Annotated in this window: 28 protein-coding genes and 1 pseudogene; 9 read left to right on the top strand and 20 right to left on the bottom strand. The window is 62.5% G+C overall.

Annotated elements, in window-relative coordinates:
• Entirely contained in the window at nucleotides 1-936 is a 936-nt protein-coding gene (locus tag C1T17_RS00740; protein WP_104951763.1) for a ribose-phosphate pyrophosphokinase, read from the bottom strand.
• A 117-nt stretch (nucleotides 937-1,053) separates the two neighbouring features.
• On the opposite strand from C1T17_RS00740, the gene C1T17_RS00745 reads away from it, so the two are divergent.
• Genes C1T17_RS00745 through gltX form a run of 3 tightly spaced genes read left to right on the top strand, consistent with a single transcriptional unit; the run spans nucleotide 1,054 to nucleotide 4,240 of the window.
• Entirely contained in the window at nucleotides 1,054-2,709 is a 1,656-nt protein-coding gene (locus tag C1T17_RS00745) for an NAD+ synthase (RefSeq protein WP_104954914.1), read from the top strand.
• Nucleotides 2,706-2,912 carry a hypothetical protein gene (locus tag C1T17_RS00750; RefSeq protein WP_104951764.1) on the top strand — a complete coding sequence of 69 codons (207 nt, stop codon included), beginning with the start codon at nucleotides 2,706-2,708 and terminating at the stop codon, nucleotides 2,910-2,912. The genes C1T17_RS00745 and C1T17_RS00750 overlap by 4 nt, the downstream gene beginning before the upstream one ends.
• A complete protein-coding gene (gene gltX / locus C1T17_RS00755; protein ID WP_104951765.1) occupies nucleotides 2,909-4,240 on the top strand; it encodes a glutamate--tRNA ligase in 1,332 nt (443 codons plus the stop codon). Before C1T17_RS00750 ends, gltX begins: the two co-directional genes overlap by 4 nt.
• A 174-nt stretch (nucleotides 4,241-4,414) precedes the next feature.
• Here gltX and C1T17_RS00760 read toward each other — a convergent pair.
• Nucleotides 4,415-4,926, bottom strand: a pseudogene (locus C1T17_RS00760) (DUF2585 family protein).
• 41 nt (nucleotides 4,927-4,967) lie between these two features.
• On the opposite strand from C1T17_RS00760, the gene C1T17_RS00765 reads away from it, so the two are divergent.
• Nucleotides 4,968-6,236 carry a multidrug effflux MFS transporter gene (locus C1T17_RS00765; protein WP_223262724.1) on the top strand — a complete coding sequence of 423 codons (1,269 nt, stop codon included), beginning with the start codon at nucleotides 4,968-4,970 and terminating at the stop codon, nucleotides 6,234-6,236.
• 59 nt (nucleotides 6,237-6,295) lie between these two features.
• Here C1T17_RS00765 and C1T17_RS00770 read toward each other — a convergent pair whose 3' ends face one another.
• The 8 genes from C1T17_RS00770 to hisB all read right to left on the bottom strand — a co-directional run bounded on the left by C1T17_RS00770 (nucleotide 6,296) and on the right by hisB (nucleotide 11,732).
• Complete coding sequence (locus tag C1T17_RS00770; RefSeq protein ID WP_104951766.1) at nucleotides 6,296-7,828, bottom strand: amino acid permease; 1,533 nt, start codon at nucleotides 7,826-7,828, stop codon at nucleotides 6,296-6,298.
• 147 nt (nucleotides 7,829-7,975) lie between these two features.
• Complete coding sequence (locus C1T17_RS00775; RefSeq protein WP_104951767.1) at nucleotides 7,976-8,353, bottom strand: histidine triad nucleotide-binding protein; 378 nt, start codon at nucleotides 8,351-8,353, stop codon at nucleotides 7,976-7,978.
• 4 nt (nucleotides 8,354-8,357) lie between these two features.
• Nucleotides 8,358-8,678 carry a phosphoribosyl-ATP diphosphatase gene (locus C1T17_RS00780; protein WP_104954916.1) on the bottom strand — a complete coding sequence of 107 codons (321 nt, stop codon included), beginning with the start codon at nucleotides 8,676-8,678 and terminating at the stop codon, nucleotides 8,358-8,360.
• A 5-nt stretch (nucleotides 8,679-8,683) separates the two neighbouring features.
• Nucleotides 8,684-9,484: an imidazole glycerol phosphate synthase subunit HisF gene (gene hisF, locus C1T17_RS00785; protein WP_104951768.1), complete on the bottom strand. Its 801-nt coding sequence runs from the start codon at nucleotides 9,482-9,484 to the stop codon at nucleotides 8,684-8,686.
• On the bottom strand, nucleotides 9,481-10,215 hold the full coding sequence (gene hisA, locus C1T17_RS00790; RefSeq protein ID WP_104951769.1) for a 1-(5-phosphoribosyl)-5-[(5-phosphoribosylamino)methylideneamino]imidazole-4-carboxamide isomerase: 735 nt from the start codon (nucleotides 10,213-10,215) through the stop codon (nucleotides 9,481-9,483). Before hisA ends, hisF begins: the two co-directional genes overlap by 4 nt.
• Nucleotides 10,212-10,823 carry an imidazole glycerol phosphate synthase subunit HisH gene (gene hisH / locus C1T17_RS00795; protein ID WP_104951770.1) on the bottom strand — a complete coding sequence of 204 codons (612 nt, stop codon included), beginning with the start codon at nucleotides 10,821-10,823 and terminating at the stop codon, nucleotides 10,212-10,214. The genes hisA and hisH overlap by 4 nt, the downstream gene beginning before the upstream one ends.
• Nucleotides 10,820-11,104, bottom strand: coding sequence for a YciI family protein (locus tag C1T17_RS00800; protein WP_104951771.1), 285 nt, complete (start codon nucleotides 11,102-11,104; stop codon nucleotides 10,820-10,822). The genes hisH and C1T17_RS00800 overlap by 4 nt, the downstream gene beginning before the upstream one ends.
• Before the next feature lie 31 nt (nucleotides 11,105-11,135).
• Complete coding sequence (hisB, locus tag C1T17_RS00805) at nucleotides 11,136-11,732, bottom strand: imidazoleglycerol-phosphate dehydratase HisB (RefSeq protein WP_104951772.1); 597 nt, start codon at nucleotides 11,730-11,732, stop codon at nucleotides 11,136-11,138.
• A gap of 97 nt (nucleotides 11,733-11,829) precedes the next feature.
• Between hisB and C1T17_RS00810 the strand changes: the two genes are divergently transcribed.
• The 5 genes from C1T17_RS00810 (at nucleotide 11,830) to C1T17_RS00830 (ending at nucleotide 15,664) form a co-directional block, all read left to right on the top strand.
• Nucleotides 11,830-12,309, top strand: a complete 480-nt coding sequence (locus C1T17_RS00810) for an SspB family protein (protein WP_104951773.1) — start codon at nucleotides 11,830-11,832, stop codon at nucleotides 12,307-12,309.
• A gap of 63 nt (nucleotides 12,310-12,372) precedes the next feature.
• Complete coding sequence (gene fumC, locus C1T17_RS00815) at nucleotides 12,373-13,755, top strand: class II fumarate hydratase (protein WP_104951774.1); 1,383 nt, start codon at nucleotides 12,373-12,375, stop codon at nucleotides 13,753-13,755.
• A gap of 69 nt (nucleotides 13,756-13,824) precedes the next feature.
• Nucleotides 13,825-14,181 (top strand): hypothetical protein, encoded by a 357-nt coding sequence (locus C1T17_RS00820; protein ID WP_104951775.1) that lies wholly within the window; start codon nucleotides 13,825-13,827, stop codon nucleotides 14,179-14,181.
• A 58-nt stretch (nucleotides 14,182-14,239) separates the two neighbouring features.
• Nucleotides 14,240-14,920, top strand: a complete 681-nt coding sequence (gene gmk, locus C1T17_RS00825) for a guanylate kinase (protein ID WP_104951776.1) — start codon at nucleotides 14,240-14,242, stop codon at nucleotides 14,918-14,920.
• Between the two features lie 108 nt (nucleotides 14,921-15,028).
• On the top strand, nucleotides 15,029-15,664 hold the full coding sequence (locus tag C1T17_RS00830; RefSeq protein ID WP_223262725.1) for a hypothetical protein: 636 nt from the start codon (nucleotides 15,029-15,031) through the stop codon (nucleotides 15,662-15,664).
• 24 nt (nucleotides 15,665-15,688) lie between these two features.
• Here the strand turns inward: C1T17_RS00830 and C1T17_RS00835 are convergent, their stop codons facing one another.
• From C1T17_RS00835 to pgmG, 10 genes are all read right to left on the bottom strand, one after another.
• Nucleotides 15,689-16,411, bottom strand: a complete 723-nt coding sequence (locus tag C1T17_RS00835; protein WP_104951777.1) for a hypothetical protein — start codon at nucleotides 16,409-16,411, stop codon at nucleotides 15,689-15,691.
• A gap of 119 nt (nucleotides 16,412-16,530) precedes the next feature.
• Nucleotides 16,531-17,226 (bottom strand): ATP12 family chaperone protein, encoded by a 696-nt coding sequence (locus tag C1T17_RS00840; protein WP_104951778.1) that lies wholly within the window; start codon nucleotides 17,224-17,226, stop codon nucleotides 16,531-16,533.
• 10 nt (nucleotides 17,227-17,236) lie between these two features.
• Nucleotides 17,237-17,494, bottom strand: a complete 258-nt coding sequence (locus C1T17_RS00845; protein ID WP_104951779.1) for a hypothetical protein — start codon at nucleotides 17,492-17,494, stop codon at nucleotides 17,237-17,239.
• The gene (locus C1T17_RS00850; RefSeq protein ID WP_104951780.1) at nucleotides 17,491-18,150 is read right to left on the bottom strand and encodes an HAD-IA family hydrolase; all 660 of its coding nucleotides are present in this window, start codon (nucleotides 18,148-18,150) and stop codon (nucleotides 17,491-17,493) included. Before C1T17_RS00850 ends, C1T17_RS00845 begins: the two co-directional genes overlap by 4 nt.
• Entirely contained in the window at nucleotides 18,147-18,782 is a 636-nt protein-coding gene (locus tag C1T17_RS00855) for an FMN-binding negative transcriptional regulator (protein WP_223262727.1), read from the bottom strand. The genes C1T17_RS00850 and C1T17_RS00855 overlap by 4 nt, the downstream gene beginning before the upstream one ends.
• The gene (locus tag C1T17_RS00860) at nucleotides 18,751-20,166 is read right to left on the bottom strand and encodes an RluA family pseudouridine synthase (RefSeq protein WP_104951782.1); all 1,416 of its coding nucleotides are present in this window, start codon (nucleotides 20,164-20,166) and stop codon (nucleotides 18,751-18,753) included. The genes C1T17_RS00855 and C1T17_RS00860 overlap by 32 nt, the downstream gene beginning before the upstream one ends.
• Nucleotides 20,163-20,543 carry a fluoride efflux transporter CrcB gene (gene crcB / locus C1T17_RS00865; protein WP_104951783.1) on the bottom strand — a complete coding sequence of 127 codons (381 nt, stop codon included), beginning with the start codon at nucleotides 20,541-20,543 and terminating at the stop codon, nucleotides 20,163-20,165. The genes C1T17_RS00860 and crcB overlap by 4 nt, the downstream gene beginning before the upstream one ends.
• A 57-nt stretch (nucleotides 20,544-20,600) precedes the next feature.
• Nucleotides 20,601-21,371, bottom strand: coding sequence for a hypothetical protein (locus C1T17_RS00870; protein WP_223262728.1), 771 nt, complete (start codon nucleotides 21,369-21,371; stop codon nucleotides 20,601-20,603).
• 75 nt (nucleotides 21,372-21,446) lie between these two features.
• Nucleotides 21,447-23,867, bottom strand: coding sequence for a ligase-associated DNA damage response DEXH box helicase (locus C1T17_RS00875; RefSeq protein ID WP_104951784.1), 2,421 nt, complete (start codon nucleotides 23,865-23,867; stop codon nucleotides 21,447-21,449).
• Between the two features lie 270 nt (nucleotides 23,868-24,137).
• The gene (gene pgmG / locus C1T17_RS00880) at nucleotides 24,138-25,520 is read right to left on the bottom strand and encodes a phosphoglucomutase/phosphomannomutase PgmG (protein ID WP_104951785.1); all 1,383 of its coding nucleotides are present in this window, start codon (nucleotides 25,518-25,520) and stop codon (nucleotides 24,138-24,140) included.
• Between the last annotated feature and the right edge of the window lie 17 nt (nucleotides 25,521-25,537).

Here is a 25,537-nt window from a genome sequence, read left to right on the forward strand (position 1 = left end):
TTAGTCGAACAGGCTGGAAACGGAACTTTCGTCGGCGATCCGCTTAATCGCTTCGCCAAGCAACGGCGCGATCGGCAACTGACGGATACGGCTGGACGTCTGGACGCCCTCGGTGCCCATGATCGAATCGGTGATGACCAGTTCCTTGAGGCTGGACGCATCGACGCGTGCCACTGCCCCGCCGGAGAGCACGCCATGCGTGACATAGGCCACCACGTCTTCCGCACCCGCTTCCAGCAGCGCGGCGGCGGCGTTGCACAGCGTGCCACCCGAATCGACAATGTCGTCCACCAGCACGCAGAAGCGGCCCCTGACGTCGCCGATGATGTTCATCACTTCTGATTCGCCCGCGCGCTCGCGGCGCTTGTCGACGATCGCGAGTGGGGCATTGTCGAGCCGCTTGGCAAGCGCCCGTGCGCGCACCACGCCGCCGACGTCGGGCGACACCACCATGATATTACGGTCGCCAAACCGCGCCTGAATATCCGCCGACATCACGGGCGCACCGAACAGGTTATCGGTCGGAATATCGAAGAAGCCCTGGATTTGTCCGGCATGCAGATCGACCGAGAGGACGCGGTTTGCGCCCGCCACCGTGATGAGGTTAGCCACCAGCTTGGCGGAAATCGGTGTGCGGGGGCCGGGTTTCCGATCCTGCCGGGCATAGCCGAAATAGGGGAGAACCGCCGTGATCCGCTTGGCCGACGCGCGCTTCAACGCATCGATGCAGATCAGCAACTCCATCAGATTGTCGTTCGCCGGATAGCTGGTCGACTGGATCACGAACACGTCTTCGCCGCGGACGTTCTCGTGGATTTCCACGAACACTTCCTCATCGGCGAAGCGGCGGACGCTGGCCTGCGTCAATGGCAGCTCGACATAATCTGCGATGGCGCGCGCCAGCGGCAGGTTGGAATTCCCCGTCAACAATTTCATGGCAGAAGGCACCCCGTGACGTTTCTGTGACGCGCTGGTCGGCGCCCCTTTAGCGAGGAGGGGGCGGAGAGGAAAGGCGCTTTTGCGTGACGCGCCAAAATGCTCTACCGGCGCGCCATGACGAACCGCCTCACCATCGCCCTAGCCCAAGTCACGCAGTCGGTCGGGGACTTGGCAGGCAATGCCGATGCCATGCTGGAATGGCGCGCGAAGGCGGCGGGCGCGGACCTGATCGTTTATCCCGAATTACAGTTGGTTGGCTATCCGCCGGAAGATCTGGTGTTGAAGCCTACGTTGGTCGAGCGCGCCGGTGCGGAATTGCTGCGGCTTGCGGAAGCGACGGCGGATGGCGGCCCGGCGATGCTGGTCGGTACGGTTGTCGCGGCGCATGGCGTGCTGTTCAATGTCGTGGCATTGCTGGATAGCGGCAAGATCGTCGCGGTCCGCCAGAAGCGCGAATTGCCCAATTACGGCACGTTCGACGAAAAGCGCTTGTTCGCGCCGGGTCCGCTGCCAGAGCCGGTGGAGTTTCGCGGCGTAAAGCTGGGCCTGCCGATCTGCGAGGATATGTGGTTCCCTTTCGTCACCGCGCATCTGCGGGCGCAGGGTGCGGAAGTCCTCATCACGCCCAATGGCTCCCCTTATGAGATCGGCAAGGACGACCGTCGCCTGCATGTCGTATGCGCCGCGCGCGTACAGGAAACGGGCTTGCCGATAGTGTATCTGAACCGCGTGGGCGGACAGGACGAACTGGTGTTCGACGGCGCCTCCTTCGTCATGGGCGCAGACCTTACCGTGCTGCACCAGTTGCCCGACTGGGACGAAGCACTGGTGATGACGCATTGGGAGAAGCGTGAGGGTGTCTGGACCTGCGCGCCGGGCGACCTGCACGCGCTCGATCCGCATCCGGAGGACACCTACAACGCGATGGTGCTGGGCCTGCGCGATTATGTGAACCGCAACCGCTTTCCCGGCGTGGTGCTGGGCCTGTCGGGCGGGATCGACAGCGCGCTATCCGCCGCCGTCGCCGTCGATGCCTTGGGCGCGGATCGCGTGTGGTGCGTGATGATGCCCTCGCGCTTCACCAGTCAGAACAGCCTGGACGATGCCGCCGAATGCGCGCAATTGCTGGGCGTGCGGCTGGACTCCATCGCCATCGAGCCTGCGGTCGAAGCGTTCGACATCATGCTGTCGGACGTGTTCGAAGGGCGCGGGCGCGATCTGGCCGAGGAGAATATTCAATCCCGCATCCGGGGTGTGACGCTGATGGGGATCAGCAACAAGTTCGGCCCGATGCTGCTCACCACCGGTAACAAGAGCGAGATGTCGGTCGGATATGCCACCATCTATGGCGACATGGCGGGCGGCTACTCGGTCTTGAAGGACGCATACAAGACGACCGTGTTCGACCTCTCGCGCTGGCGGAACGAGAATGTGCCGTCGCTCGGCTTTGGTCCCTCTGGTCCAGTGATGCCGGAGCGCGTCATCACCAAACCGCCCACCGCCGAACTGCGCGACAATCAGCGCGACGATGACAGCTTGCCGCCCTATGAAGTGCTCGATCCTATCCTCTATGGCCTCGTCGAGGAGGAACTGTCGGTCGAGCAACTCGTGGAACGTGGCTTCGACCGCGATACCGTGGCGCGGATCGAGCGGTTGCTCTATATCGCGGAGTATAAGCGGCGGCAGGCGCCACCCGGCGTCAAACTGGGCACGCGCAACTTCGGTCGCGACCGCCGCTATCCCATCACCAATGCATTTCGGACATTATGAACATCGTAGCCCTCCTCAAAGCCACAGGGTATCTCATTTCCACGATCAGCGTCCTTCTGCTTGGCGTCGTGGCATGGGACGGGGCCAAGGATGAGCCGGCCTTGCGGTTCTGTCTGATTGCCGGTGTCGCAGCCTCCGTGATTGGCATGGCGTTACGCTGGCTGTCCTTTCGTCATCAGCAGCGGGAAGCCTTCAAGTCATGACCGTCACACGCTTTGCCCCTTCGCCGACCGGCCACCTCCACGTCGGCAATATCCGCGCGGCGCTTCACAACTGGATGTGGGCGCAGAAGACGGGCGGGCGGTTCCTGTTGCGTCTGGACGACACTGATGCGGAGCGCTCGCGCGAGGAATATGCGGAGTCGATCCGCGCCGACTTGGCATGGCTTGGCCTGCGCTATGACGAGGAGGTGCGGCAGTCGGACAGGTTCGCGCTGTACGAAGCCCGATTCGAGACATTGCGCGCTGCGGGGCGTGTTTATCCCTGCTACGAGACGTCCGAGGAACTCGACTTGCGGCGGAAGGTGCTGCTTGGGCGCGGTCTGCCGCCAGTTTACGAGCGTACCGCGCTGTCGCTGACGGCGGATGATATCGCGGCACTTGAGGCGGAGGGACGGCGACCGCACTGGCGGTTCAAGCTGGATCATGACGCGCCGATTGCCTGGACCGACCTGATCCGGGGCGACCAGCATTTCGATCCGAAGCTGCTGTCCGATCCGGTGATCCGGCGGGCGGATGGTTCGTGGCTCTATATGCTGCCGTCGGTCATCGACGACGTCGACATGGGGATCACTCATGTCGTGCGCGGGGAGGATCATGTGTCCAATACCGCGACGCAGCTTCAGATGTTTGTCGCGCTTGGGGCTTCCCCGCCGCAATTCGCGCATGAGGCGCTGTTGACGGGTGCGGAGGGAAAGCTGTCGAAGCGGCTGGGGTCGCTCGGCGTGTCGGCGTTCCGCGAGGCGGGGATGGAGCCGATCACATTGATCGCACTGCTGGCGCGGTTGGGGACGAGTGATCCGGTCGAGCCGGTAGCCGATCCGTGTACTCTAATCGAAAGCTTCGACTTTGCCCGATTCGGGCGGGCGCCGGCCCGCTTCGATGAAGCGGAACTCGCGGCGCTTAATCAGAAAGTGCTGCATCTGCTGGACTTCGCGGCGGTGCGGGATCGCCTGCCAGAGAGCATGGGTGAAGCAGGCTGGCTGGCGATCCGGCCTAATCTTGAGACACTCACGCAGGCGGACGATTGGTGGCGCATCGTGACCGGGCCATTCGCGCCGCCTGTGCCGGAGGCTGAAGACCGCATGTTTCTGGTAGAGGCGGCAGATGCGCTGGCGGCTATACCCGAAGATGATAGTATATGGCGCAATCTGACCGAGGCGCTCAAGGCGAGCAGCGGGCGTAAGGGCAAGGCGCTGTTCCTGCCGCTTCGCCGCGCATTAACGGGGATGGATCATGGCCCGGATATGGCGGCTTTGCTGCCGTTGATAGGGCGGGATGAAGCGGTGCGGCGACTGAAGGCCAGCGTCTGAAGGCTTACGATTTTAGTCACCGGATCTGGATAGTGAAGTTGACGGTGATTCCCGATTTTTTTGCTCCAACAGCAGCTATGTCTATTCGCCTCAATTGGCGACACCAGCATCAAGACATTGAGCGTCAGATTGCCCATAGAGCGACCAACTCGAACGCGAGAGCCATAACAACGGTCAGCCACACGGGCACTCGCCGGGCAAAGGCAAGCCAAGCGCCATCCAGGCCAAATCGGTCACCGAGTTTAGCATGCCGTCGCCAGAATAGTCGAGCGCGATTGTCGCCTCGCGATAGCGATTTATGATGATCGGGAGTTCTCCAGCATTTCCCACGCTGCCTCTATGGCCACGGCTAACACCAGCCGTTCCCTCGACGTGCGTGACTGCAGGACCAGCCATCCCAAGCCGTAAAACGCGAAGCTATGGATGATATGGCTAAGTGTATACCAGTCGGCTATGTGCTGGCTGTTGCCGGAACCCAGTCGCGAATGCCACAGCTCCACATAATCGCACGCGCAGATAGCATTGCGGCCTGTTGCGAGTTCAAACGTCGCCGCTACGATAATATTGCCCGACCCGGTAACCAGTGGAGTGGCCGGAGGTCGTATATCGAAGCGCGCAACCCGGTTGCTTTCTGTGTCACAAGCCTTTTGCCCGGGTTGTGGACCATGCTGAACGATGTGCGTCATTTGCACTAGTCAAAAGGTGGTTAAGCGGACATATCGCCGCGATGGAACATCGTCCCCCTTTGCGCACTGCCCCAGAATTCACGCTCGGATTCAAAGAGTTCGTGGGTCTCATCGCGGCGTTAATGGCTGTGAATGCGCTTTCCATTGACCCGATGCTGCCTGCCCTGCCCGCTATGGGGGACACGCTGCACATTTCGAACGCCAATGACCGTCAGTGGATCATCACGCTCTATTTCATTGGGCTGGGCCTGGGTTCGCTCATCTATGGCCCGCTGTCCGATCGCTTCGGACGCAAGCCGGTCATGGCTGTTTCTCTTAGCCTTTTCCTGGTCTTCACCGCTGTCTGCGCGCTGGCGCCAAGCTTCACCGTGATGCTCATCGGTCGCTTTGCGTGCGGTTTCTTCGCCGCATCAAGCCGGGTGATCGCTGTCAGCATCGTGCGTGACCGGTTCCATGGCGACCAGATGGCCCGGATCATGTCTTTGATTTTTATTGTGTTCATGATCGTCCCCGTACTCGCGCCCGCATTTGGACAGGCCGTTCTGCTTATTGCGCCTTGGCGGTGGATATTTGGTGCGCTGCTGATCGTCGGTCTGGCTATCGTTTTATGGATGATGGTCCGGTTGCCTGAAACGCTCGCTCCGGAAAATCGGGTCGAGATTAACAGAGCCGACTTGGCGGCCACGCTGAAAACAGTGGTCACCAGCCGGGGTTCCATAGGATATATGCTGGCAAGCGGCACGGTGTTGGGCGGCCTGATCGGCTTCATAACATCCGTGCAGCAAATCTTCTTCGATGTGTTCCACAGCGAAGCCATTTTTGCGCTGGCCTTTGCCTCGATCGCCGGGTTCATGGGCATAGGCAGCTTCCTGAATAGCCATCTGGTAGAGAAGGTGGGTGCCCGAAGGCTTAGCCAGGGTTCGCTGATGCTCCTGATCCTGCTTTCCGGCACGCATGCGGTCTATGCGTGGCTGGGCATGGAAACCGTCTGGAGCTTCATTGCATTTCAAGCCGCCACGATGCTGAGCTTTGCCTTCACCGGCTCTAACTTTAGCGCCATTTCGATGGAGCCGTTTGCGAGGGGAGCGGGCATGGCATCTTCTTTTCAGGCCTGCCTGACGACCATTATTTCCGCGCTCTTGGGGGCATTCGTCGGCAGTCAGTTCGACGGTACTACTCTTCCGCTGGCGCTTGGCTTTTTCTGCTACGGGGCAGTAGCGCTGATCTTCATAGCGTGGGCTGAACATGGCCGATTTTTCACTCGGCCCGGCTTAGCAGCGCTACGGAGCGACGCCATCGTTCCACATTGACGAAACAAAGAGGGCTCCGCCATACATGCGGAGTCCTCTTTGTTTTAATTGAAGCCTGATTAATTGATCGGCGGCACAGGTACTGGCGGCGCGTCCCGGTCGGTCTCATGCACCTCTTCGAGACCAAGCCCGACGTGGCTGCGCTTGTAGCTATAGGCGAAGTAGACCATCAGACCGATCGCTGCCCAGATCACGAACATCATCTTGGTCTCGTAGCCAAGGCTCCAGAACAAGTAGAGGCAGCCCAGCACCGCTATCGGGGCCGTGACCATGATCGCCGGGGTCCGGAACGGGCGGCGGCGGTCAGGATCGCTACGGCGCAGCATTAGCACCGCTATTGAAACCGCCGCAAAGGCGAACAGCGTGCCCGAATTGGAGATATCCGCCAGAATGCCCACGGGGAAGAACGCCGCGAACAATGCCACGAAGATGCCCGTCAGGATCGTGATGACGTGCGGCGTATGGAACTTCGGATGTACCTTCGAGAACACAGCCGGAAGCAGGCCATCACGACTCATGACGAAGAAGATGCGTGTTTGGCCAAACATCATCATCAGAATGACCGAAGGTAGCGCCAGACCCGCGGCAAGCCCGATCAGATTGCCGATCTGCGGCCAGCCGATTTCGCGCAGCGTCCAGGCCAATGCTTCCTTGGAGCAGACCACAGCCTCCTTGCCAGTTGCGGCAATAGCGGCACATTGCTGCGACAATTGAACGCTGCCGGGTGCCAGCACTTCGCCCCCTGGACCCGCGACTGGCTGCGCGCCGACACTGCCGATGACGCCAGCGGCGACGAGAATGTAGAAGATCGTGCAGATACCGAGCGATCCGATCAGGCCGATGGGCATGTTGCGCTGCGGATTCTTCGTTTCCTCCGCCGCCGTCGAAACCGCGTCGAAGCCGACATAGGCGAAGAAGATGGAGGCCGCCGCCGCCGAAATTCCGCTAAAGCCAAGCGGCGAGAAGGGCGTGAAGTTCTCCATCTTAATGACGGGCAGAGCGAGAACGACAAAGAGAGTAAGCGCCGCGACCTTGATCGCTACCAGTACGGCGTTGACCGACGCACTCTCCTTGGTCCCGATCACCAGCAGCCAGGTCACGAGGCCCGCAATCGCCATCGCAGGCAGATTGACGAGACCGCCATCGAACGGACCACGCACCAGCATGTCAGGTATGTCGATATGCAAGGCATTCTCAAGCAGCCCGACCACATAGCCGGACCAGCCGACCGACACCGCACCCGCCGCGACCGCATATTCCAGGATCAGCGCCCATCCGACCATCCAGGCAATCAATTCGCCCATCACTGCATAACTATACGTGTAGGCCGAGCCGGAAACCGGCACCATCGCTGCCATCTCGGCGTAACATAATGCCGCTACGGCACACACAAACCCGGCGATGACGAAGGAGAGCATCATGCCCGGCCCCGCCTTTTGCGCGGCTTCGGCGGTCAGAACGAAGATGCCGGTGCCGATGACGGCTCCGATGCCCAGCATGGTAAGCTGAAATGCACCCAGCGACCGGGTCAGCGATTTTTTCTCCGCCGTCGCCAGGATCGCATCGAGTGACTTTATGCGCCCGAAGATCATGAAATATTGTCTCTCTGTCTTTAGTCGCGCGCCAAATGGTGCGCTCCCCTAATCTGGGTAACGAGACTATCGCCTAAATCCGCCCGTGCAAGCATGTTGCGCGGGCGGGCAATGATCTTTGAGGGAATGTCCCCGACTGGCCGCCAGTCAGCGCGCCAGCATCGGTCCCAGGGGACGACCGGCGAAGATGTGGACATGCAGATGCGGAACTTCCTGATGCCCGTCCTGCCCGACATTGGCGAGCAGCCGGTAGCCGCTTTCCACATAGCCCGCTTCCCGCGCGATCAGGCCGACTGCCCTTACGAAACCCGCAATTTCCCGGTCGGACCCGCGCGCCGAGAAATCGTCCCAGCTTACATAGCGTCCCTTCGGGATCACGAGGATGTGCGTCGGCGCCTGCGGGTTGATGTCGTGGAAAGCCAGCGCGCTGTCATCCTCATAGACTTTCTTGCACGGGATTTCGCCGCGCAGGATCTTCGCGAAGATATTGTCGTCGTTATAGGGAAGCGTCGGATCGATCGGCACGATATTACTCCTGAACGCGCGCGGCTTTTTCCGCGATTCCCGAGACACCCTCACGGCGATCCAGTTCCGCGCATACATCGTCCAGCGACAGATTCATGTCCGCAAGCAGGACCGTGAGGTGGAAGAGCAGGTCGGCGGCTTCGGACGTGACGCCCTCAGGGTCGTTCGCCATGGCGGCAATGACGGTTTCGACGGCCTCTTCGCCCAGCTTCTGCGCGATCTTGGCGCGACCCTTCGCCGTCAGCTTTGCCACATAGCTGCTGCTGGGATCGGCCGTGCGACGGGCGCGGATCGTGGCTTCGAGCCGGGAGAGGGTATCGGACATAGCGCTCATAGTGCGGTTGCCGCCGGAGAGGTCAATGCAAAAAGCGGGCGGCGGACGGGAATACCCGCCGCGGCAAGCGCAGCATGCGCCTCACCGATGGTGTGCTGACCGAAATGGAAGATCGATGCCGCCAACACTGCGCTGGCATGGCCTTCGATCACGCCTTCGACCAGATGTTGAAGCGTGCCCACGCCCCCGCTCGCCACCACGGGCACAGCGACGGCGTCGGCAATTGCCCGCGTCAGAGCGAGGTCATAACCCGCGCGTGTCCCGTCGCCGTCCATCGAAGTGACCAGCAATTCGCCTGCGCCGAGTTCCGCCAATCGTACTGCATGTTCCAGCGCATCGATGCCGGTACCGCGCCGCCCACCGTGCGTGAAGATTTCCCAACTGCCCTCAGCCACCCGCCGCGCATCGACCGAGGCGACGACGCACTGGCTGCCGAAGCGATCGGCGATGTCGGCCACGACTTCGGGCCGTGTGACAGCGGCGCTGTTCACCGCAACCTTGTCCGCCCCGGCGAGCAACAGCGCGCGGGCATCTTCGGGCGTGCGGACACCGCCGCCCACCGTGACCGGCATGAAGCAGACTTCTGCGACGCGCCGGACGACTTCCAGGATCGTGCCGCGCGCCTCATGGCTGGCGGTGATGTCGAGGAAGCAGAGTTCGTCCGCGCCCGCCGCGTCATAGAGCCGCGCCTGTTCCACCGGATCGCCAGCATCCGCGAGATCGACAAAGTTGACGCCCTTCACGACGCGGCCGTTCGCCACATCCAGGCAGGGAATGACACGGGTGCGGACGGTCACGCAGCCGCCGCCAGTGCCAAAGCCGTCGCGAGATCAAGACGGCCATCATACAGTGCCCGCCCCGTGATGACGCCTTCGATGCCGTCCTGAACGTGCAGGCTGAGTATCCGGATGTCCGCAATTCCCGCCACGCCGCCGCTGGCGATTACCGGAATGTCCGTGGCCCGCGCCAGATCGACGGTCGCCTCGATATTGCAGCCCTTCAGCATACCGTCGCGGCCCACATCGGTGAACAACAGCGCGGCGACGCCCGCATCCTCAAACCTGTGCGCCATTTCCGCGATCGGCATGTCGGATTTTTCAGCCCAGCCTTCGGTCGCGACGAAGCCATCGCGCGCATCCACAGCAACGACAATGCCGCCGGGGAAATCCGCTGCTGCCGCCTTGACGAACTCGGGGTCTTTCAGCGCCGCCGTGCCGATGACGACGCGTGACACGCCAAGGTCGAACCAGCGTTCCACCGCAGTACGATCCCGGATGCCGCCGCCCAGTTGCACATGCCCCGGAAACGCCGCGACTATACTCTCGACGGCGGAAGCGTTGACGGCCTGTCCGGCAAATGCGCCGTCCAGATCGACGACGTGGAGATGCTGCGCGCCCGCTTCGGCGAACAGCAACGCCTGCGCGGCAGGATCGTCGCCATAGACGGTGGCGCGGTCCATGTCCCCCTCCGCAAGGCGGACGACCTGACCGCCTTTAAGGTCGATGGCAGGGAAGACGATAAGGCTCATGGACGCCAATCCAGAAAACGGGAGAGGAAGGAAAGGCCATAGCGCTGGCTCTTTTCCGGGTGGAATTGCACGCCGATGATCGTGTTGCGCGCAACGGCGGCTACCAGCGGTCCCGCGTGATCGGTCGTAGCAGCAATATGCGCAGGATCGGCGGCGGCGAAGTGGTAGCTGTGCAGGAAATATGCCTCGCCCGGTTCCAGCAGGGCATGCGCCATAGCAGGCGCGACATCGTTCCACCCCATATGCGGCACCTTTGCGGCAGGATCGGAAGGCGCAATATGGCTGACGCTGCCGGGAATCCAACCAAGTCCGGGATGGCTGCCAAACTCCTCGCCCGTATCGGCAAGCAACTGCATGCCCACGCACACGCCGAGAAACGGAACGCCGCGCGCATGCACGGCCTCTCCCAGCGCGTCGACCATGCCATCAATTCCGACCAATGCATCGCGGCAGGCGCGGAAAGCGCCTACGCCGGGCAACACGATACGGTCCGCGCTGCGCACCGCATCCGGATCGGCGGTGATCGCGACGTCCTGCGCACCCGCCTGCCGCAGCGCATTGTGCACCGAGTGGAGATTGCCCGCGCCGTAATCGATCAGCGCGATCATGTTTTGAGGAATTCCAGCCCCGACGCCAGAAAGCTAGGATTGAATTCGGTCACCGTGACTTCCGCCGCGCCGTTGATCACGAACGGATCGGTCAGCACCTTCGCGTCGATGTCCGCCTTGTTTCCGCGCGCGATCAATATCCCGCCTTCTCGCGGCACCTTGCGCCCCGCGACGAGCAGCCAGCCATCGGCGAGGCCTTCCTTCAACCAAGCGACGTGGGCATCCATGTGCGAATCCACGATGTCGAGGTCGACGATATAATGCAGGGAGACGATGAACATGAAAGGCGTCCTTCTGCGTAAATCCGCGCGATCAGGCCGCGCCTAAAATGCCCTTGGTGGAAGGGATGCTGTCCGCCTTGCGCGGGTCGATCTCGACCGCCTGCCGCAACGCACGCGCTAGTCCCTTGTAACAGCTTTCCACGATATGGTGATTATTGCTGCCGTACAGCGTCTCGATATGCAGCGTCAGCCCCGCTGACTGCGCGAAGCTGTGGAACCAGTGCTCGATCAGCTCCGTGTCCCATTCGCCGAGCCGCGCCTGCGTAAACGCCGCCTTCCACACGAAGAACGGCCGCCCGGAAATATCGAGCGACACCCGCGTCAAAGTCTCGTCCATCGGCGAATAGACCGAGCCGAAGCGGCTGATCCCCTTCTTGTCGCCCAGCGCCTTGGCCACCGCCTCGCCAATGGCGATCCCGGTATCCTCGGTCGTGTGATGCTGATCGACATGCAGGTCGCCGATTGCCTTCACGTCCAGATCGATCAACGAATGGCGCGACAACTGTTCGACCATATGGTCGAGGAAGCCGATACCCGTCGATACGGTGTACGTTCCGGTTCCGTCGAGATTGACGGTAACGTCGATCGAGGTTTCCCCGGTCTTGCGATGGATTTCGGCGATACGCATGGCGCCCCTATAGCGACTGGCGCGACGGGTGCAACGATTCCACGCGCTGCGGACGAGCGCCCTTGACCGCACTCCATGGGGCGTTAGGAAGAAGCGCATGAGCGACACGCTTCCTGATAGCCTGATTCCCTACGACGAGATCGTGCAGGAAGCCCTACGCGCCGTGGTCGGCCGGGTGCTGGGCGAAGTGGAGCGCTCGGGCGGCCTGCCCGGCGGCCATCATTTCTACATCACCTTCAAGACGCAGGCAGCGGGCGTCGAAATCCCGCGCGTGCTGGTCGAACGCTTTCCCGACGAGATGACTATCGTTCTCCAGAATAAGTTCTGGGATCTGAAAGTCGGTCCCACGGGTTTCGAAGTCAGCCTGACGTTCAACCAGATCGCCTCGCATCTGGTGATCCCCTTCGCAGCGATCAGCGCGTTCGTCGATCCAGCCGTCAACTTCGCACTCCAGTTCCAGGTGCAGGATCAGGGCGACGATTTGCAGATGCACGAAGCAGCCGAGAATGACGGCCCGGTCGTCACAGCGGAAGACGGTTCCAATGTCGTCACCGTGGATTTCGGCAAGAAGAAATAGGACTGGTTTAGGAGCGGCTCGCTTCCCACATTCGCGCTAACCTGTTCATAGGAGCGCGCCGCAATGACCACTCGCAGCGAAACCGACAGCATCGGGGCAATAGATGTGCCCAACGACGCTTATTGGGGCGCGCAGACGCAGCGCAGTATCGAGAATTTCCCCTTTGGCGCGATGGAGCGCATGCCCATCGGCATCATCCACGCCCTCGCCATCGTGAAGCAGGCCGCAGCCCGGGTGAACCGCACGCACGACCTGGACGCTGTAATCGCCGACGCGATCGAAACCGCCGCAGCCGAAGTCGTCGCGGGGAGGCATGACGATCAGTTCCCGCTCGTCATCTGGCAGACGGGCAGCGGCACGCAGTCGAACATGAACGTCAATGAAGTGATCGCGGGGCGCGCGAACGAGGCGCTGACCGGTAAGCGCGGCGGCAAGGTGCCGGTCCACCCCAACGATCACGTCAACATGAGCCAATCGTCAAACGACAGCTTCCCGACCGCGCTGCACATCGCCGTTGCGCGCGCTGTCACGACTTCCCTGTTCCCCGCTCTGGATCGCTTGCATCAGGCGTTGGAGGCCAAATCCGCCGAGTGGCAGCATATCGTCAAGATCGGCCGCACACATTTGCAGGATGCGACGCCGCTTACTCTGGGACAAGAGTTCTCGGGCTATGCGCATCAGCTCTATCGGTGCCGCGCACGGGTCGAGCCGGCGGTGATGCACGGCATGATGGCACTGGCGCAGGGCGGCACCGCCGTCGGCACCGGCCTCAATGCGCCGGAAGGTTTTGGCGAAGCCATTGCGGCGGAGATCGCGGCGCTCACCGGTCTGCCCTTCCGCACCGCCGAGAATAAGTTCGAGGCCTTGGCGTCCAACGATCCGCTCGTGCACCTCTCCGGCACGCTCAACACGCTGGCCGTGGCATTGACGAAGATCGCGAACGATATCCGCCTGCTAGGATCGGGGCCGCGCTCCGGCCTTGGCGAGCTTGACCTGCCTGCCAATGAGCCGGGCAGCTCGATCATGCCGGGCAAGGTCAACCCGACGCAGAACGAGATGCTGACGATGGTCGCGGCGCAAGTCATCGGCAATCATCAGGCGGTAACGGTCGGCGGGATGCAGGGGCATCTCGAACTCAATGTGTTCAAGCCGCTCATCGGTGCCAATGTCCTCCGCTCGATCCACTTGCTCGCCGTCGGCATGGACAGCTTTGCCGAGCGCGCCGTCGAGGGGCTTAAGGCGAACGAATCGCGCATCGCGGAGCTGGTGGACCGCTCGCTGATGCTGGTGACGGCACTCGCGCCCGAAATCGGCTATGACAATGCCGCGAAGATTGCCAAGCACGCGCATCAGACTGGGCAGACGCTCAAGGAAGCCGGTCTCGCGCTGGGGCTGGTCGATGAAGCGACGTTCGACAGGCTGGTCAGGCCTGCGGACATGGTGTGATTACACCGGCCACGGAACCGGGAACATGCCGGAAACATTATACATGTCAGCAACAGGGAAAGAACACGCATGGGCATCTTCACCAAGGCCGCCGCAACGATCATCGGCACGCGCATAGCCGCCGATACAGGCAAATCGGGATTTCTGGGCGTGGCCGCAGGGATGCTTGCCACGCGCGTGATCGCCCGTTCGCCTATTGGCGCGCTGCTGGTTGGAGGAACCTATGTCGCGCATAAGCTGCTCCAGAAGAAGCGAGAAGTCGATGCGCTTGGTCCCCATGGCGCGGCGGTCAAGGACGGACTTGCGACGCCCAGCGTCACCTTATTGCCCGAAAGTGAACCGACCGGCGAGGCTCCCGCCATCGTCAATTCCGATGGCTCACCCATGGAAAAGGGGCGACGCAAGAAAGCGCAACCGGCCCCATGAACTGAGTTTCGCGTTACACGAACATTGACGTAACCGCGCGTCCGCGTCAGTAGCAGACATGCCTGATACTGCACGACCCGACCGCGCCAACGATCCCCATGGCTTCAAGCGCCGCGGCGTTTTGTTCGTGCTGTCCTCACCATCGGGCGCGGGCAAGTCCACAATCGCGCGGAAACTTCTTGCCGCCGATCCCACCCTCGTCATGTCGGTATCGGCCACCACCCGCCCGATCCGTCCGGGCGAAGTCGATGGCAAGGATTATCACTTCGTCGATCTGCCTGAATTCAAGCAGATGGTGGCGGATCACGAATTCCTGGAATGGGCGCATGTCTTCGGCCATCGCTACGGCACGCCTCGCGCGCCGGTTGAGGCGCTGTTGAAGGCCGGGCGCGACGTGCTGTTCGATATCGACTGGCAGGGCGCGCAGCAACTCTACCAGATCGCGGGCGGCGATGTCGTGCGCGTGTTCATCCTGCCCCCTTCGATCGAGGAACTGGAGCGGCGGTTGCGTGGCCGTGCCACCGACAGCAACGAAGTCATCGAAGGCCGAATGAGCCGCGCCGCCGGAGAAATCGCGCATTGGGATGGCTATGATTATGTGCTGTGCAATGATGACGCCGATGCCTGCTTCGAGAAGGTGCGCACCATATTGGATGCGGAGCGCATGAAGCGCAGCCGTCAGACCGGCCTCATCGGTTTCATCCGAAAGCTGGGCAAGGCGACCGGCGAGGTCGACTGAGTTTCCGGCTCAGGCCGTTCGTGATACGTTGTTCCAGCACCGTCACGGATAAAAGCGCGGAACTGGGCGTTCCTGCATAGCCGCTGATGGCAACAGGAGGGATTCGCCATGTTCCGTACATTGATCGGGGGCCTGCTGGGCGGCCTCGCGCTGTTCCTGACGGGCTTCGTCTTCTGGGGCACGCCACTGGCGAACATCGCCTATACGTCCGCCGATCCGCTGGCGAGCACCAATCTGCAAGCCACGCTGGCGCAGACGCTGACGCCGACCGGGACCGGCGTTTATCTCATCCCCTCCACCACGACGAGCGAAGGCACGATCCTGTATGGCAAAGGCCCGATCGCGCAGGTGTTGTTCAATACGCAGGGTTATCCGTCGCTCGACACGAATGCGCTGATCGGTGGGCTGATCCTTGCGCTGGTCGTCGGAGTCGTCATCGCGCTGGCGCTGCGTCTCGTTTCCAGTGACGGCGCCACACGCGTTCGCGCCATTGTGGCCTTTGCGGTTGGGGCAGTCCTATGGATGCACATCGGGCAGCCGGTGTTCAACCACGCCCCTTGGGGCTACTTCATCTATTTGGCATTGAGCGACTTTATCGGGTTGGTGCTGGCGGGCGTCATAGCCTCCAAGCTGATGCCCGACGTCAAAACCGTGCTCGCGGAACCTGTTGCCACGCGGCATGACCCAGTGACGGACGACAGCTTTGGATCGCCGCTACGGTCGGACAGCGACCACCTGCCCTGACGGCAGGTGGTCGCAGCCTTCCGGTTACTTCGCTGGAGCCGCCGCAGGCGCACCGCTCAAAGCCTGCGCCGAAGGCTTGTTGACGGCATCCACCGATCCATCGGCCAGCATCGCCTTGGACATGGTGACAGCTTCTTCCTTTACTTTCGGATCATCGCTGGTCTGACTTGAGCCGATGAGCGCGCTCAGCAGCAGGTTCTTCGCGATCGGATCCGCTGCCTGTTCGGTGGCGGACTTGCGCGCCAAAGTCAGCGCCTCGGCATAGAGCGGAGCCGCGCCAGCCTTGTCTTGCTTCGTCAGCTTGGCATTGCCCGACTGGACGAGGATACCGGCCAGGATGTTACGGCTGGTCGCGTCGGTTGGCTTGGCGGCGACGACCTTGCGCCAATGCGGCACGCTTTCGTCATAATAAGCGAGCGTCTTGTCCAACTGCTGCTGCGCACCTGCTGCGGCGGCGGCGGCGTAGAGCGCATTGGCAAGGAAGTTCACATTGTCGATGTTGGCGGGCTGGGTCTGCACGGCAGTACGGATCGCGGGCAATGCGGCTTCATATTTGGCAAGCGCACCGGCATTGTCGCCGCCCTGCTGCGCTGTCTGTCCGGCGGTGAAGTCGGTCACTGCCTGATTGAAGGCGGCGACCTGCGCCTGCGACATCTGACCAGCGGCTGGTGCCGTGCCAGCGGGCGCGGCGGGCGCCGCAGGCGCAGCCGCGTCCTGGCCAAAAGCAGGCGCGGTCGTCATCATCATCAGGGCGATAAGGGTGGTTCGGGTCAAGGGCTCTGTCTCCTAAAGGGGCGCATACGCACCCGCTTGGGGTCAGGAACGCATGCGTAACGAACTGAATAGGCCTAACGATCTGCTGACCATCAAGCGCGAACCATCCTACAGAAAGCAACGGCAGCGTCAAATTCGCGCCGGTGCGCTGCGGCCAGCACCTGCGCTTGGGAATCCTCCCCCCACATCTCCGCCTGCCATAGCGCATCCAGTTCGGCAGCGTTCCAGATCGCGTCAGGATCGGCCTCGGCATCAACGATCGCGAGGCCCAGTATCAGCGATCCGGTAATCGTGACGAGCGTGGATAAAGGCGCCAGTGTAAAGGGGTCGTAAGCGGCTACTGCCGTTGAAAGTCTTGCTAAAGTTTCCGGCGGCTGCGCGACATGAATGACGCCCGCCGTAGTTCGGAACGCGACGTCATAACGGCGGCGTGCCCACTCCAGCCAGGGGTTCCACTGCAATGCCTGCCGCTCCACCAGCGGCGCGGGATTTTCCGCTCTATAGCAGAGAAGGTCGGTTTCGGCGTAACGAGCGATATTCGCGGCGAAATCTGCGGGGTCTGGGGCAATCTGGTCGATGGCGGCGTTCGCGAAGCCTGTGGCAGGCATGGTGAGCGGATCGAGATCGTCTCCCTGTGCATCCCATTCCGCCGCGATGCCCTGCGCCAGAACCAGTGTCGGCAACAATAATGGCGCACGCGCAGGGGTGCGAACGATGCGCCCGTCGAGCGCGATCTGCCATCCCCCCTCGACTTCGCGTGGTTCGACTATCTTGTAGAAGCGCTTCATCTCGTCTGCCTCACGGCGCGGGCGGCGTGCGCCATGCGCGCAGCAGAACGCGCGGAATGACGATAGTCTGAATCAGGCCGACGGTTGCGATGATCGCGCCCAATGCCTTGGCCTTGCTGCCCTGTACCCAGCCGAAACGCTGCATCATGATGAGGAAGCCGAACATCAATATGAATACGCCCGACAACCGGAAGAGATTGATGAACAGCAGCCGCTGACGTGCGGCCTTGTCGGCATCTACGGGCTGTAGAGGTTCAGGGTCGGTCATGGTGCGCCGATATGGCGGCCAAGGTCTGCGCTGTCCACTGCTACCGCATGAGCGCCCGCGGCGATCAGTTCGTCCGGCAAATGATAGCCCCAGTTGACGCCGATGGCCCGCACCCGCACACCTACCGCCATGGCGATATCGAACGTGGTGTCGCCGATCATCACCGTGGTGTCCGGAGACGCGTCGGCATCCGCAATGGCTTGTAGCAGCATCGCTGGGTGCGGTTTGGAGGGGTGACGATCCGCCGTCTGCAACGTCACGAAGCGATCGAGGATGCCGTGATGCGTCAGGCATAGATTGAGGCCGCGATCCGACTTGCCGGTAGCCACTCCCAGCGACCAGCCCTGCACCAATAGGGTCTCGATCAGATCGGTAATGCCCTCATACAAAGGTTCGCTGACTTCCCCGTCGCTGCGCATCTGGCGAAAAGCGTCGCGATAGTGATCTGCTATATGATGATGAAACGCCTCGTCCGCGTCGGGCAACAGCGCCGCCATTGCGTGCGGCAGGGACAGGCCGACGATGGCCAGGATTTCGGGACGAGACGGGGGCGTGAGCTTCACAGTCTCGAACGCGCGGGCCATGGCCGTGCAGATGCTGTGCTGGCTATCGACCAGCGTGCCGTCGCAATCGAAGACGACCAGCGGGCGGTTCACGCGATGGTGCCGCGCATAAGCATCGCGATCTCGCTTTGGCCGTTAGCATGGAGCGCGTCCGCAACGGACGCCCGCACCGCTTCCGGCTTGTTCTGGCCGAGCTTGCGTGTGCCGCGCCACGCCTTGATCTCAAAGCTGTAGCCCGTGATGCCGCCCAACATCCGGTCGAAAAGCCCCTGGCGCATCTTGTCGCGCGTCCATCCGGGCTTGGGCGCGAGCATCGCCTCCTGCCGCGCGGACACTGCGTCGATCATCGCGATCAGGCCGTCTCGATCCGTTGCCGTCACATGCCCTTCCAGCTCGACCGTCACGTAATTCCAGGTCGGCACCTGATCGTCCAAGCCATACCAATCGGGGCTGACATAGGCGTGCGGCCCCTGCACCACGAACAGCGCCTCACCATCCATCAGATGCGCGGCCAGATCATTATGCCGCGACAGATGGAAGCCGATGCGATCGTCCGACAGGAACAGTGCGGGCACATGCGCGACGCGCGGGCCTTTGGACGTCTGCGCGAAGACCGCCCCCAGCCCGACCTGCTCTATAAATCCGCGCATCGCCGCATGATCCGCCCAGGCGAATGTCCGGTCGGGGTGCATCCTATTCGTTGCCGCGTCCGCGCCGCTCGCCACGCCGTTCCTTGCGGACCGCCTTGGCATGTTGCCGCGCGAACTTCTTTTCTTCCTCACGCGTCGGCGTCGTATCGATTTCGTCGTCTAACAGCATGTCGCCCAGCGACATGTCGAAGGCCATGTCGTTCAGGCTGTCGAGGAAGTGCGTGGGCAACTCGGCCTTCACATCCACCTTGCCGCCGTCGGGATGATCGATGCGGATGCGACGCGCGTGGAGGTGCATCTTGCGACTGATCGTGCCGGAGAGGAACGCATCCTTGCCGCCATATTTGCCATCGCCGACAATCGGATGCCCGATCGCCGCCATATGCACGCGCAACTGGTGCGTGCGGCCGGAGAACGGCTGCAATTCGACCCAGGCGGCACGATTGCCTGCCCGTTCGATGATGCGATAGCGCGTGCGGGAAGGCAGCCCCTCCTTCTCGTCCACATGCATCTTCTCGCCGCCGGTTCCCGGCTGCTTGGCAAGCGGCAAGTCGATGATCCCATCGCGCACATCGGGAACGCCGATCACGAGCGCCCAATAAACCTTGCGGGCGGTACGGCTGGAGAACGCTTTGGCGAAAAAGCCCGCCGAACGGGCCGAACGGGCGATCAGCAGCGCGCCCGACGTATCCTTGTCGAGCCGATGTACTAGCTTGGGCCGCTGCTCGCTGTCGAACATCAGCGCGTCCAGCAACCCGTCGACATGCGCGTCGGTCTTGGTCCCGCCCTGCGTCGCCAGGCCGGGCGGCTTGTTGAGAACGATCGCCTGCTCGTCGCGGTGGATCACCATGTCGAGCGCGAAGGCGACCTCATCCTCCGACAGCGTAATCTCGCGCTTGGCGCGGGCGGGTTTGTCGGGACGCGGCGCTTTGGCTTCGGCGGGCGGCACACGAATCGTCTGCCCCTCCGCGATCCGGTCGCCCGGTGCAGCGCGCGCGCCATCGACGCGCAACTGTCCGGTGCGCGACCAGCGCGAGACGATGTTGAAGCCCACATCCGGCAAATGCCGCTGAAACCAGCGGTCGAGGCGGATGCCATCGTCGTCCGCCGCGACCCGGAACTGGCGCACGTCCAACGTAACGCCTGCCGCCTTCGCCACTTTGGGTGCCGCTGCGGGCTTTTCGACTTTCGGCGCGGCGGCCTTCGCCGGAGCCTTGGGTTTAACCGCACCGGCGGCACGCGGCGGGCCGCTCTTACCGCTAGGCTTCTTCGCGCCGAACTTCTGCCCGAAGCTGTTGCCTGCCTTGCCGCCGTCCTTGGGCGCTGGGAAAGATTTGCCCGCGCTGCGGCCGCGTGCAGGCGGCTTTGCGCTTTTGGAGCCGGTGGGCTTGCCTGGGGATCTGCCCCCGGATCTACCCGATGGTTTGCCGGGCCCAGGGCCGGGAGGACCATTTCTCATGCTACGCTCCGCACAAACAAGAGGCCCAGCGCCAGCGCACCAAGCGCACCCAGCACCGATGCCAGCACATAGCCGACGGCCAGCACGCCCTGCCCGCGTTCGATCATCATCACCGTCTCAAGACTGAATGCGGAGAACGTCGTAAAGCCGCCCAACACGCCCACCCCCAGCAACAGTCGCACCTGCTCGCCATTGACCAGCGATGCACGCACCAGCCATCCAGCGAGCATGCCCATGGCAAAGCCGCCCAGCAAATTGGCGGCCAGCGTGCCCCAGGGAAAGGAAGTGCCCAGCAAGTGCGTCGATATGCGCCCGAGCTGATAGCGTAGCGCCGCCCCGACGGCGCTGCCCGCCATGACGAGGAAGGTATTGGTCATGGAAGACGCCGTAGAAGGTTTTGCTCCCCGCGTCACCCCTGAGCGGGCAATGGAGCCTCAGCGGCCCTTATTGGCCACGACATCGACGGCCGTGCCGCCATTCGGTCCCTTGGCGAAGGTCATGAAATAGGCGCCATCGTCGTGGCCATTCACGCCGCCCAGCACATGCTCGCCGTCCATCAACTGATGCTCGGCATCATAGCCTGCGCGCTTCGCCTGCGTGTAGTAGAAGTCGATGACGTCCTGCATCGGCGCGCCCGCGATGAAGCTCGCCGCGCGGATGGTACAGTTCTGGCCGTCCGCACCCGCCGCTTCGACCAGCGCTGCACCCGGATAGAGACCGAAAGGCTGCGGCAATTTCTGCGCCCATTGCATCCCGTAATTGAGCTTCCCGTTGCAGCCGCCCGCTATGGGCTTGCGCTTGCCCTGTTCGCGCGCAAGTGCGCCCAGAGTCGCCGGGCCATTGGGACCGCAATCGGGACAAGGCTTCGCCTGGGTTGGGTCCGGCGCACGCTGCAACTTGCCGCCTGCAATCTTGAGCGCCTGCGCCGTGGCGTCCGCCCCTTTGAGCATCGGCACGCCGCCGCTTACTGGCTTTTCGTTCGATCGCACGGCATTGATGTTCGATTGCCCCGTCAGCTTCGGATCGACGACGATCTTTCCTTCCAGCGCCCCCCGTAACGCCGGGTCGCTGGCGTCATTGGTGAGTTCGGCGTCCAGCTTCGCCAGCTTATCCTCTTCCTTGTTGCCGCCACACGCAGCGAGCATCAGCAGCGGTAGGATGCACGAAGCTTTCAGCGAGGCGGATCGAATCATCGGGCGGGTCATGGACAGGCTCCTTTTGCCCTATGCCATCGGCCCGGAAGGTTGATTTTTCGTTAGGGAGCGGGAATCCGAGAGCGCTCAATCCACGCGCATCGCCTCACGGACCAGCCCCTCGGCCTCCAGCAGCAACGCATCCTCGGTCAGGCGCGTGCCGACCTGCTCGCGCCCCAGCATGATGAGCGTCGGCACCGCAAGCGGACTGACGCGATCCAGTGTCACATGCAGCATCGTGCTCGCCGCCCGGTCGATCAGATCGCCCAGACGCCCCACATCAGTCATCCGCGCCCGCGCATCGGCCCAGGCCGCGTCCATCAGCATATGGTCGGGTTCATATTTGCGCAGCACGTCGTAGATGAGGTCGGTCGAGAAGGTCACTTGCCGCCCCGTCTTGCGCTTGCCCGGATGCTGACGCTCGATAAGGCCGCTGATGACCGCTACGTCGCGGAAGGCGCGTTTCAGCAGGCTCGATTGCTCGACCCAATCGACGAATTCCTCGGTCAATATGTCAGGCGTGAACAGCGCCTTGGGGTCGGTGACAGGCTTCATGCTGTTGATCGCCAGCGCATAGTCGTTCGACACGAAGCCCAGCGGCATCAGCCCCTGCGCCTCCATGCGCTTGGTCAGCAACATGCCGAGCGACTGATGCGCGTTCCATCCGGCAAAACTATAGCAGATCAGATGCTCGCGGCCTTCGTGCGGGAAGGTCTCGACCAGCAATTGTCCCGGCTGCGGCATGGTCGAGCGTGCCTGCTGCACCTCCAGCCATTCGCGCACATCGGCGGGGAAGCGGTGCCACTGATCGGGGCTGGCGAGGAACTGCCGCACCCGGTCCGCCAGCCGCGTCGACATCGCCATGCGCGTGCCGCCCCAAGCAGGGATACGCGCAGGGCGGCTCGTCGCCCGCACGATCAGGTCGGTCGTGTCCATCTTCACGACTTCCAGCGCGGTCCCGGCGAAGAAGAAGCAATCGTTCGGCGACAGTTGCGCGGCAAAGCCTTCCTCGACCGTGCCCAGCGTTCGTCCATTGGCGAATCGCACGTTCAATACCGGCTGATCGACGATAATCCCGGCGTTTAGTCGATGCTGCGCAATGAACTGCGGATGCGTCACGCGCCACATCCCGTCCTTGTCGCGCACCAGCCGCTTGAAGCGGTCATAGGCCTTCAGCGCATAGCCGCCGCCCTCGATGAAGGAGAGCACGCGTGCGAACGCCTCGTCCGTGAGCGCGCTGTAGGGGAGTGCCGAGCGCACTTCCTCCAGCATCGCGCTTTCCTCGAACGGCGCGGCGCAAGCGACGCCCATGATGTGCTGCGCCAGCACATCGAGCGCGCCCGGGCGGAAATCATCCTCATCGCGCTCGCCCGCCTCGACTGCGTCCAGCGCCGCGCGCGCTTCGAGATATTCGAAGCGATTGCCGGGGATCAGGATCGCCTCGCTGGCGCAATCGAGCCGGTGATTCGCGCGCCCGATCCGCTGGAGCAGGCGCGAGCTGCCCTTGGGCGCCCCCATCTGGATCACGCAATCCACGTCGCCCCAGTCAACGCCCAGGTCGAGCGAAGCCGTCGCGACCAGCGCGCGCAGCTTGCCCGCCGCCATCGCGCTTTCCACCTTCCGCCGCGCCTCGCGCGACAGGCTACCATGGTGGATGCCGATGGGCAGGTTCTGGTCATTGGCCGACCACAGTTCCTGGAAGATAAGCTCTGCGAGCCCGCGCGTATTGCAGAATACCAGAGTCGTGCGACGCCGCCCAATCTCCGCCATCACTTGCGACGCGGCATATTTGCCGGAGTGGCCCGACCACGGCACCCGCCCTTCGGGAATCAATATCTCGATCACCGGGTCCGCGCCCTGCTCGCCGATCACCGTCTCCACGGTGTCGATGTCGCCATAGGGGGCGAGCCAGGCGCGATAGGCATCGACATCCGCCACCGTCGCCGACAGCGCGACGCGCCGGAGCTTCGGGTTTATCGCCTGCAACCGCGCCATGCACAGCGCCAGCAAGTCGCCGCGCTTCTGCGTGGCAAAAGCATGCACCTCGTCCACGATGATGGTCTTGAGGTTCGCGAACAGCAGTGAAGCGTCGGCATAGCTGAGCAACAGCGAGAGCGACTCGGGCGTGGTGAGCAGGATCTGCGGCGGGCGCACGCGCTGTCGGGCCTTGCGATCGCTCGGCGTGTCGCCCGTCCGCGTCTCCACGCGAATCGGCAGGTCCATCTCGTCGATCGGTGTCAGGAGATTGCGCTGCACGTCCACCGCCAGTGCCTTCAGCGGCGACACGTAAAGCGTGTGCAGGCCCTCATGGGGATTGTCGATCAAATCGGCGAGGACGGGCAGGAAGCCAGCCAGCGTCTTGCCCGCGCCCGTTGGGGCCACCAGCAAGGCGTGGCGCCCGGCCTGTGCGGCACCGAGCATATCCGTCTGATGCCGCCGCGGCGCCCAGCCCCGGCTGGCGAACCAAGTGCTGAGGGTATCGGGAAGCGGCGCAATCACCTTGGCCATATAGGATGCTCAGCCGTCCGGACCAAATTGCCGATGTGCGCGCCATCTCCAATACGCAAAAAAAAGGGCCGCCCCGAGGGGCGGCCTTGAAAGTTTTAGGAGAGGATGCCTGAAAGGCCTGATCGTTGTGCATCGCAGCACGGAATACCGCAACTGCGAAAAACGAAACACCGGTTGCAAAAACTGCAACTAATTATTTTTGGAAGCGTTCCGTAGCGTAACATGCATTAGAAAAGTTCCAGGAACCTTCAAAGAATCGCTTCCGCCTTATCAATGACCCGCTTGCTCGCCCCGCTCTAGCCCTGAAGCCGCGAGCTGCGAGTCGATCTGCGCCAGTAGCTTGTCGAGTCCCGCCTGATCCTTTGCCTCTGCCCGTGCGACCAGAACGTCTTGCGTGTTCGACGCACGGAGCAGCCACCAGCCGTCCGGCGTGTTCACGCGCGCGCCATCGGTGTCATTCACCGTCGCACCCGATTCCTTGAGCCGCGCCAGCACTTCGTCAATCACCGCGAACTTGCGGCTCTCATCGACCTGGAAGCGCATTTCGGGTGTGTTGACCATCGCGGGCATCTCGCTGCGCAATTCCGTGACGCTCTTACCCAGCGACGTTGCAGCCCGGATCAGGCGAATTGCAGCATATAGCGCGTCGTCGAAGCCATAATATTCATGCTTGAAGAACACATGGCCGCTCATCTCGCCCGCCAGCGGGCTACCCGTTTCCTTCATCTTCGACTTGATGAGGCTGTGCCCGGTCTTCCACATTAGTGGCTTACCGCCCAGTTCGGCGATGCGATCATAAAGCCCCTGGCTTGCCTTGACGTCGGCGATGATCGTCGCGCCGGGCAGTTCCATCAATACAGGCTCGGCATAGATGGAGAGCAACTGATCGCCCCAGATCACCCGGCCTTCGCCATCGATCGCGCCGATCCGGTCGCCATCGCCATCGAACGCCACGCCAAAGTCGAGCTTCTTCTCGGCCACCAGCGCCTTCAAGTCGACCAGGTTCTTCTCTTCGGTCGGATCGGGGTGATGATTCGGGAAGTTGCCGTCCACGTCCGTGAACAGCGTGTAGTGCTCGCCCGGAATAAGCTTGATGAGCTTCTCCACGATCGGCCCCGCGACGCCATTGCCCGCATCCCAGCCAATCCGGTAGGCCGCGCCGTCAAAATTCTCGACCAGCCTCGCGACATATTGGTCCATGATGTCCACGCTCTCGGACCCGGCGCTGCCATCGTCCCAGTCGCCACTCGACGCCATCGTGCCCAGCGTCTGGATGTCCGCGCCGAAAAACGGGCGATGCTGGAACACCATCTTGAAGCCATTATAGTTCGCCGGATTATGGCTCCCGGTAATCTCGATACCGCCGTCCACGTCCAGCACGGCCTCGGCATAATAGAGCATCGGCGTCGGCCCTTCGCCGATCCGCACCGCGTGGATACCGCTCTCGTTGAGGCCTTTGACCAACGCCGCTTCCAGTATGGGTGAGCTGACGCGCCCGTCATAGCCCACGGCCACCTTCTTGCCGCCTGCGCGGCCGATCAGCGTGCCAAATCCGCGCCCGATCGCATAGGCGTCATCTTCGCCAAGCGTCTCGCCGATAATGCCACGGATGTCATATTCACGCAGAGAGGTGGAGTGGAAACTGTGCGTCATGCGTCGTTCTGCCTTTC

The organism is Sphingobium sp. SCG-1, assembly GCF_002953135.1.
Taxonomy (GTDB): Bacteria; Pseudomonadota; Alphaproteobacteria; order Sphingomonadales; family Sphingomonadaceae; genus Sphingobium.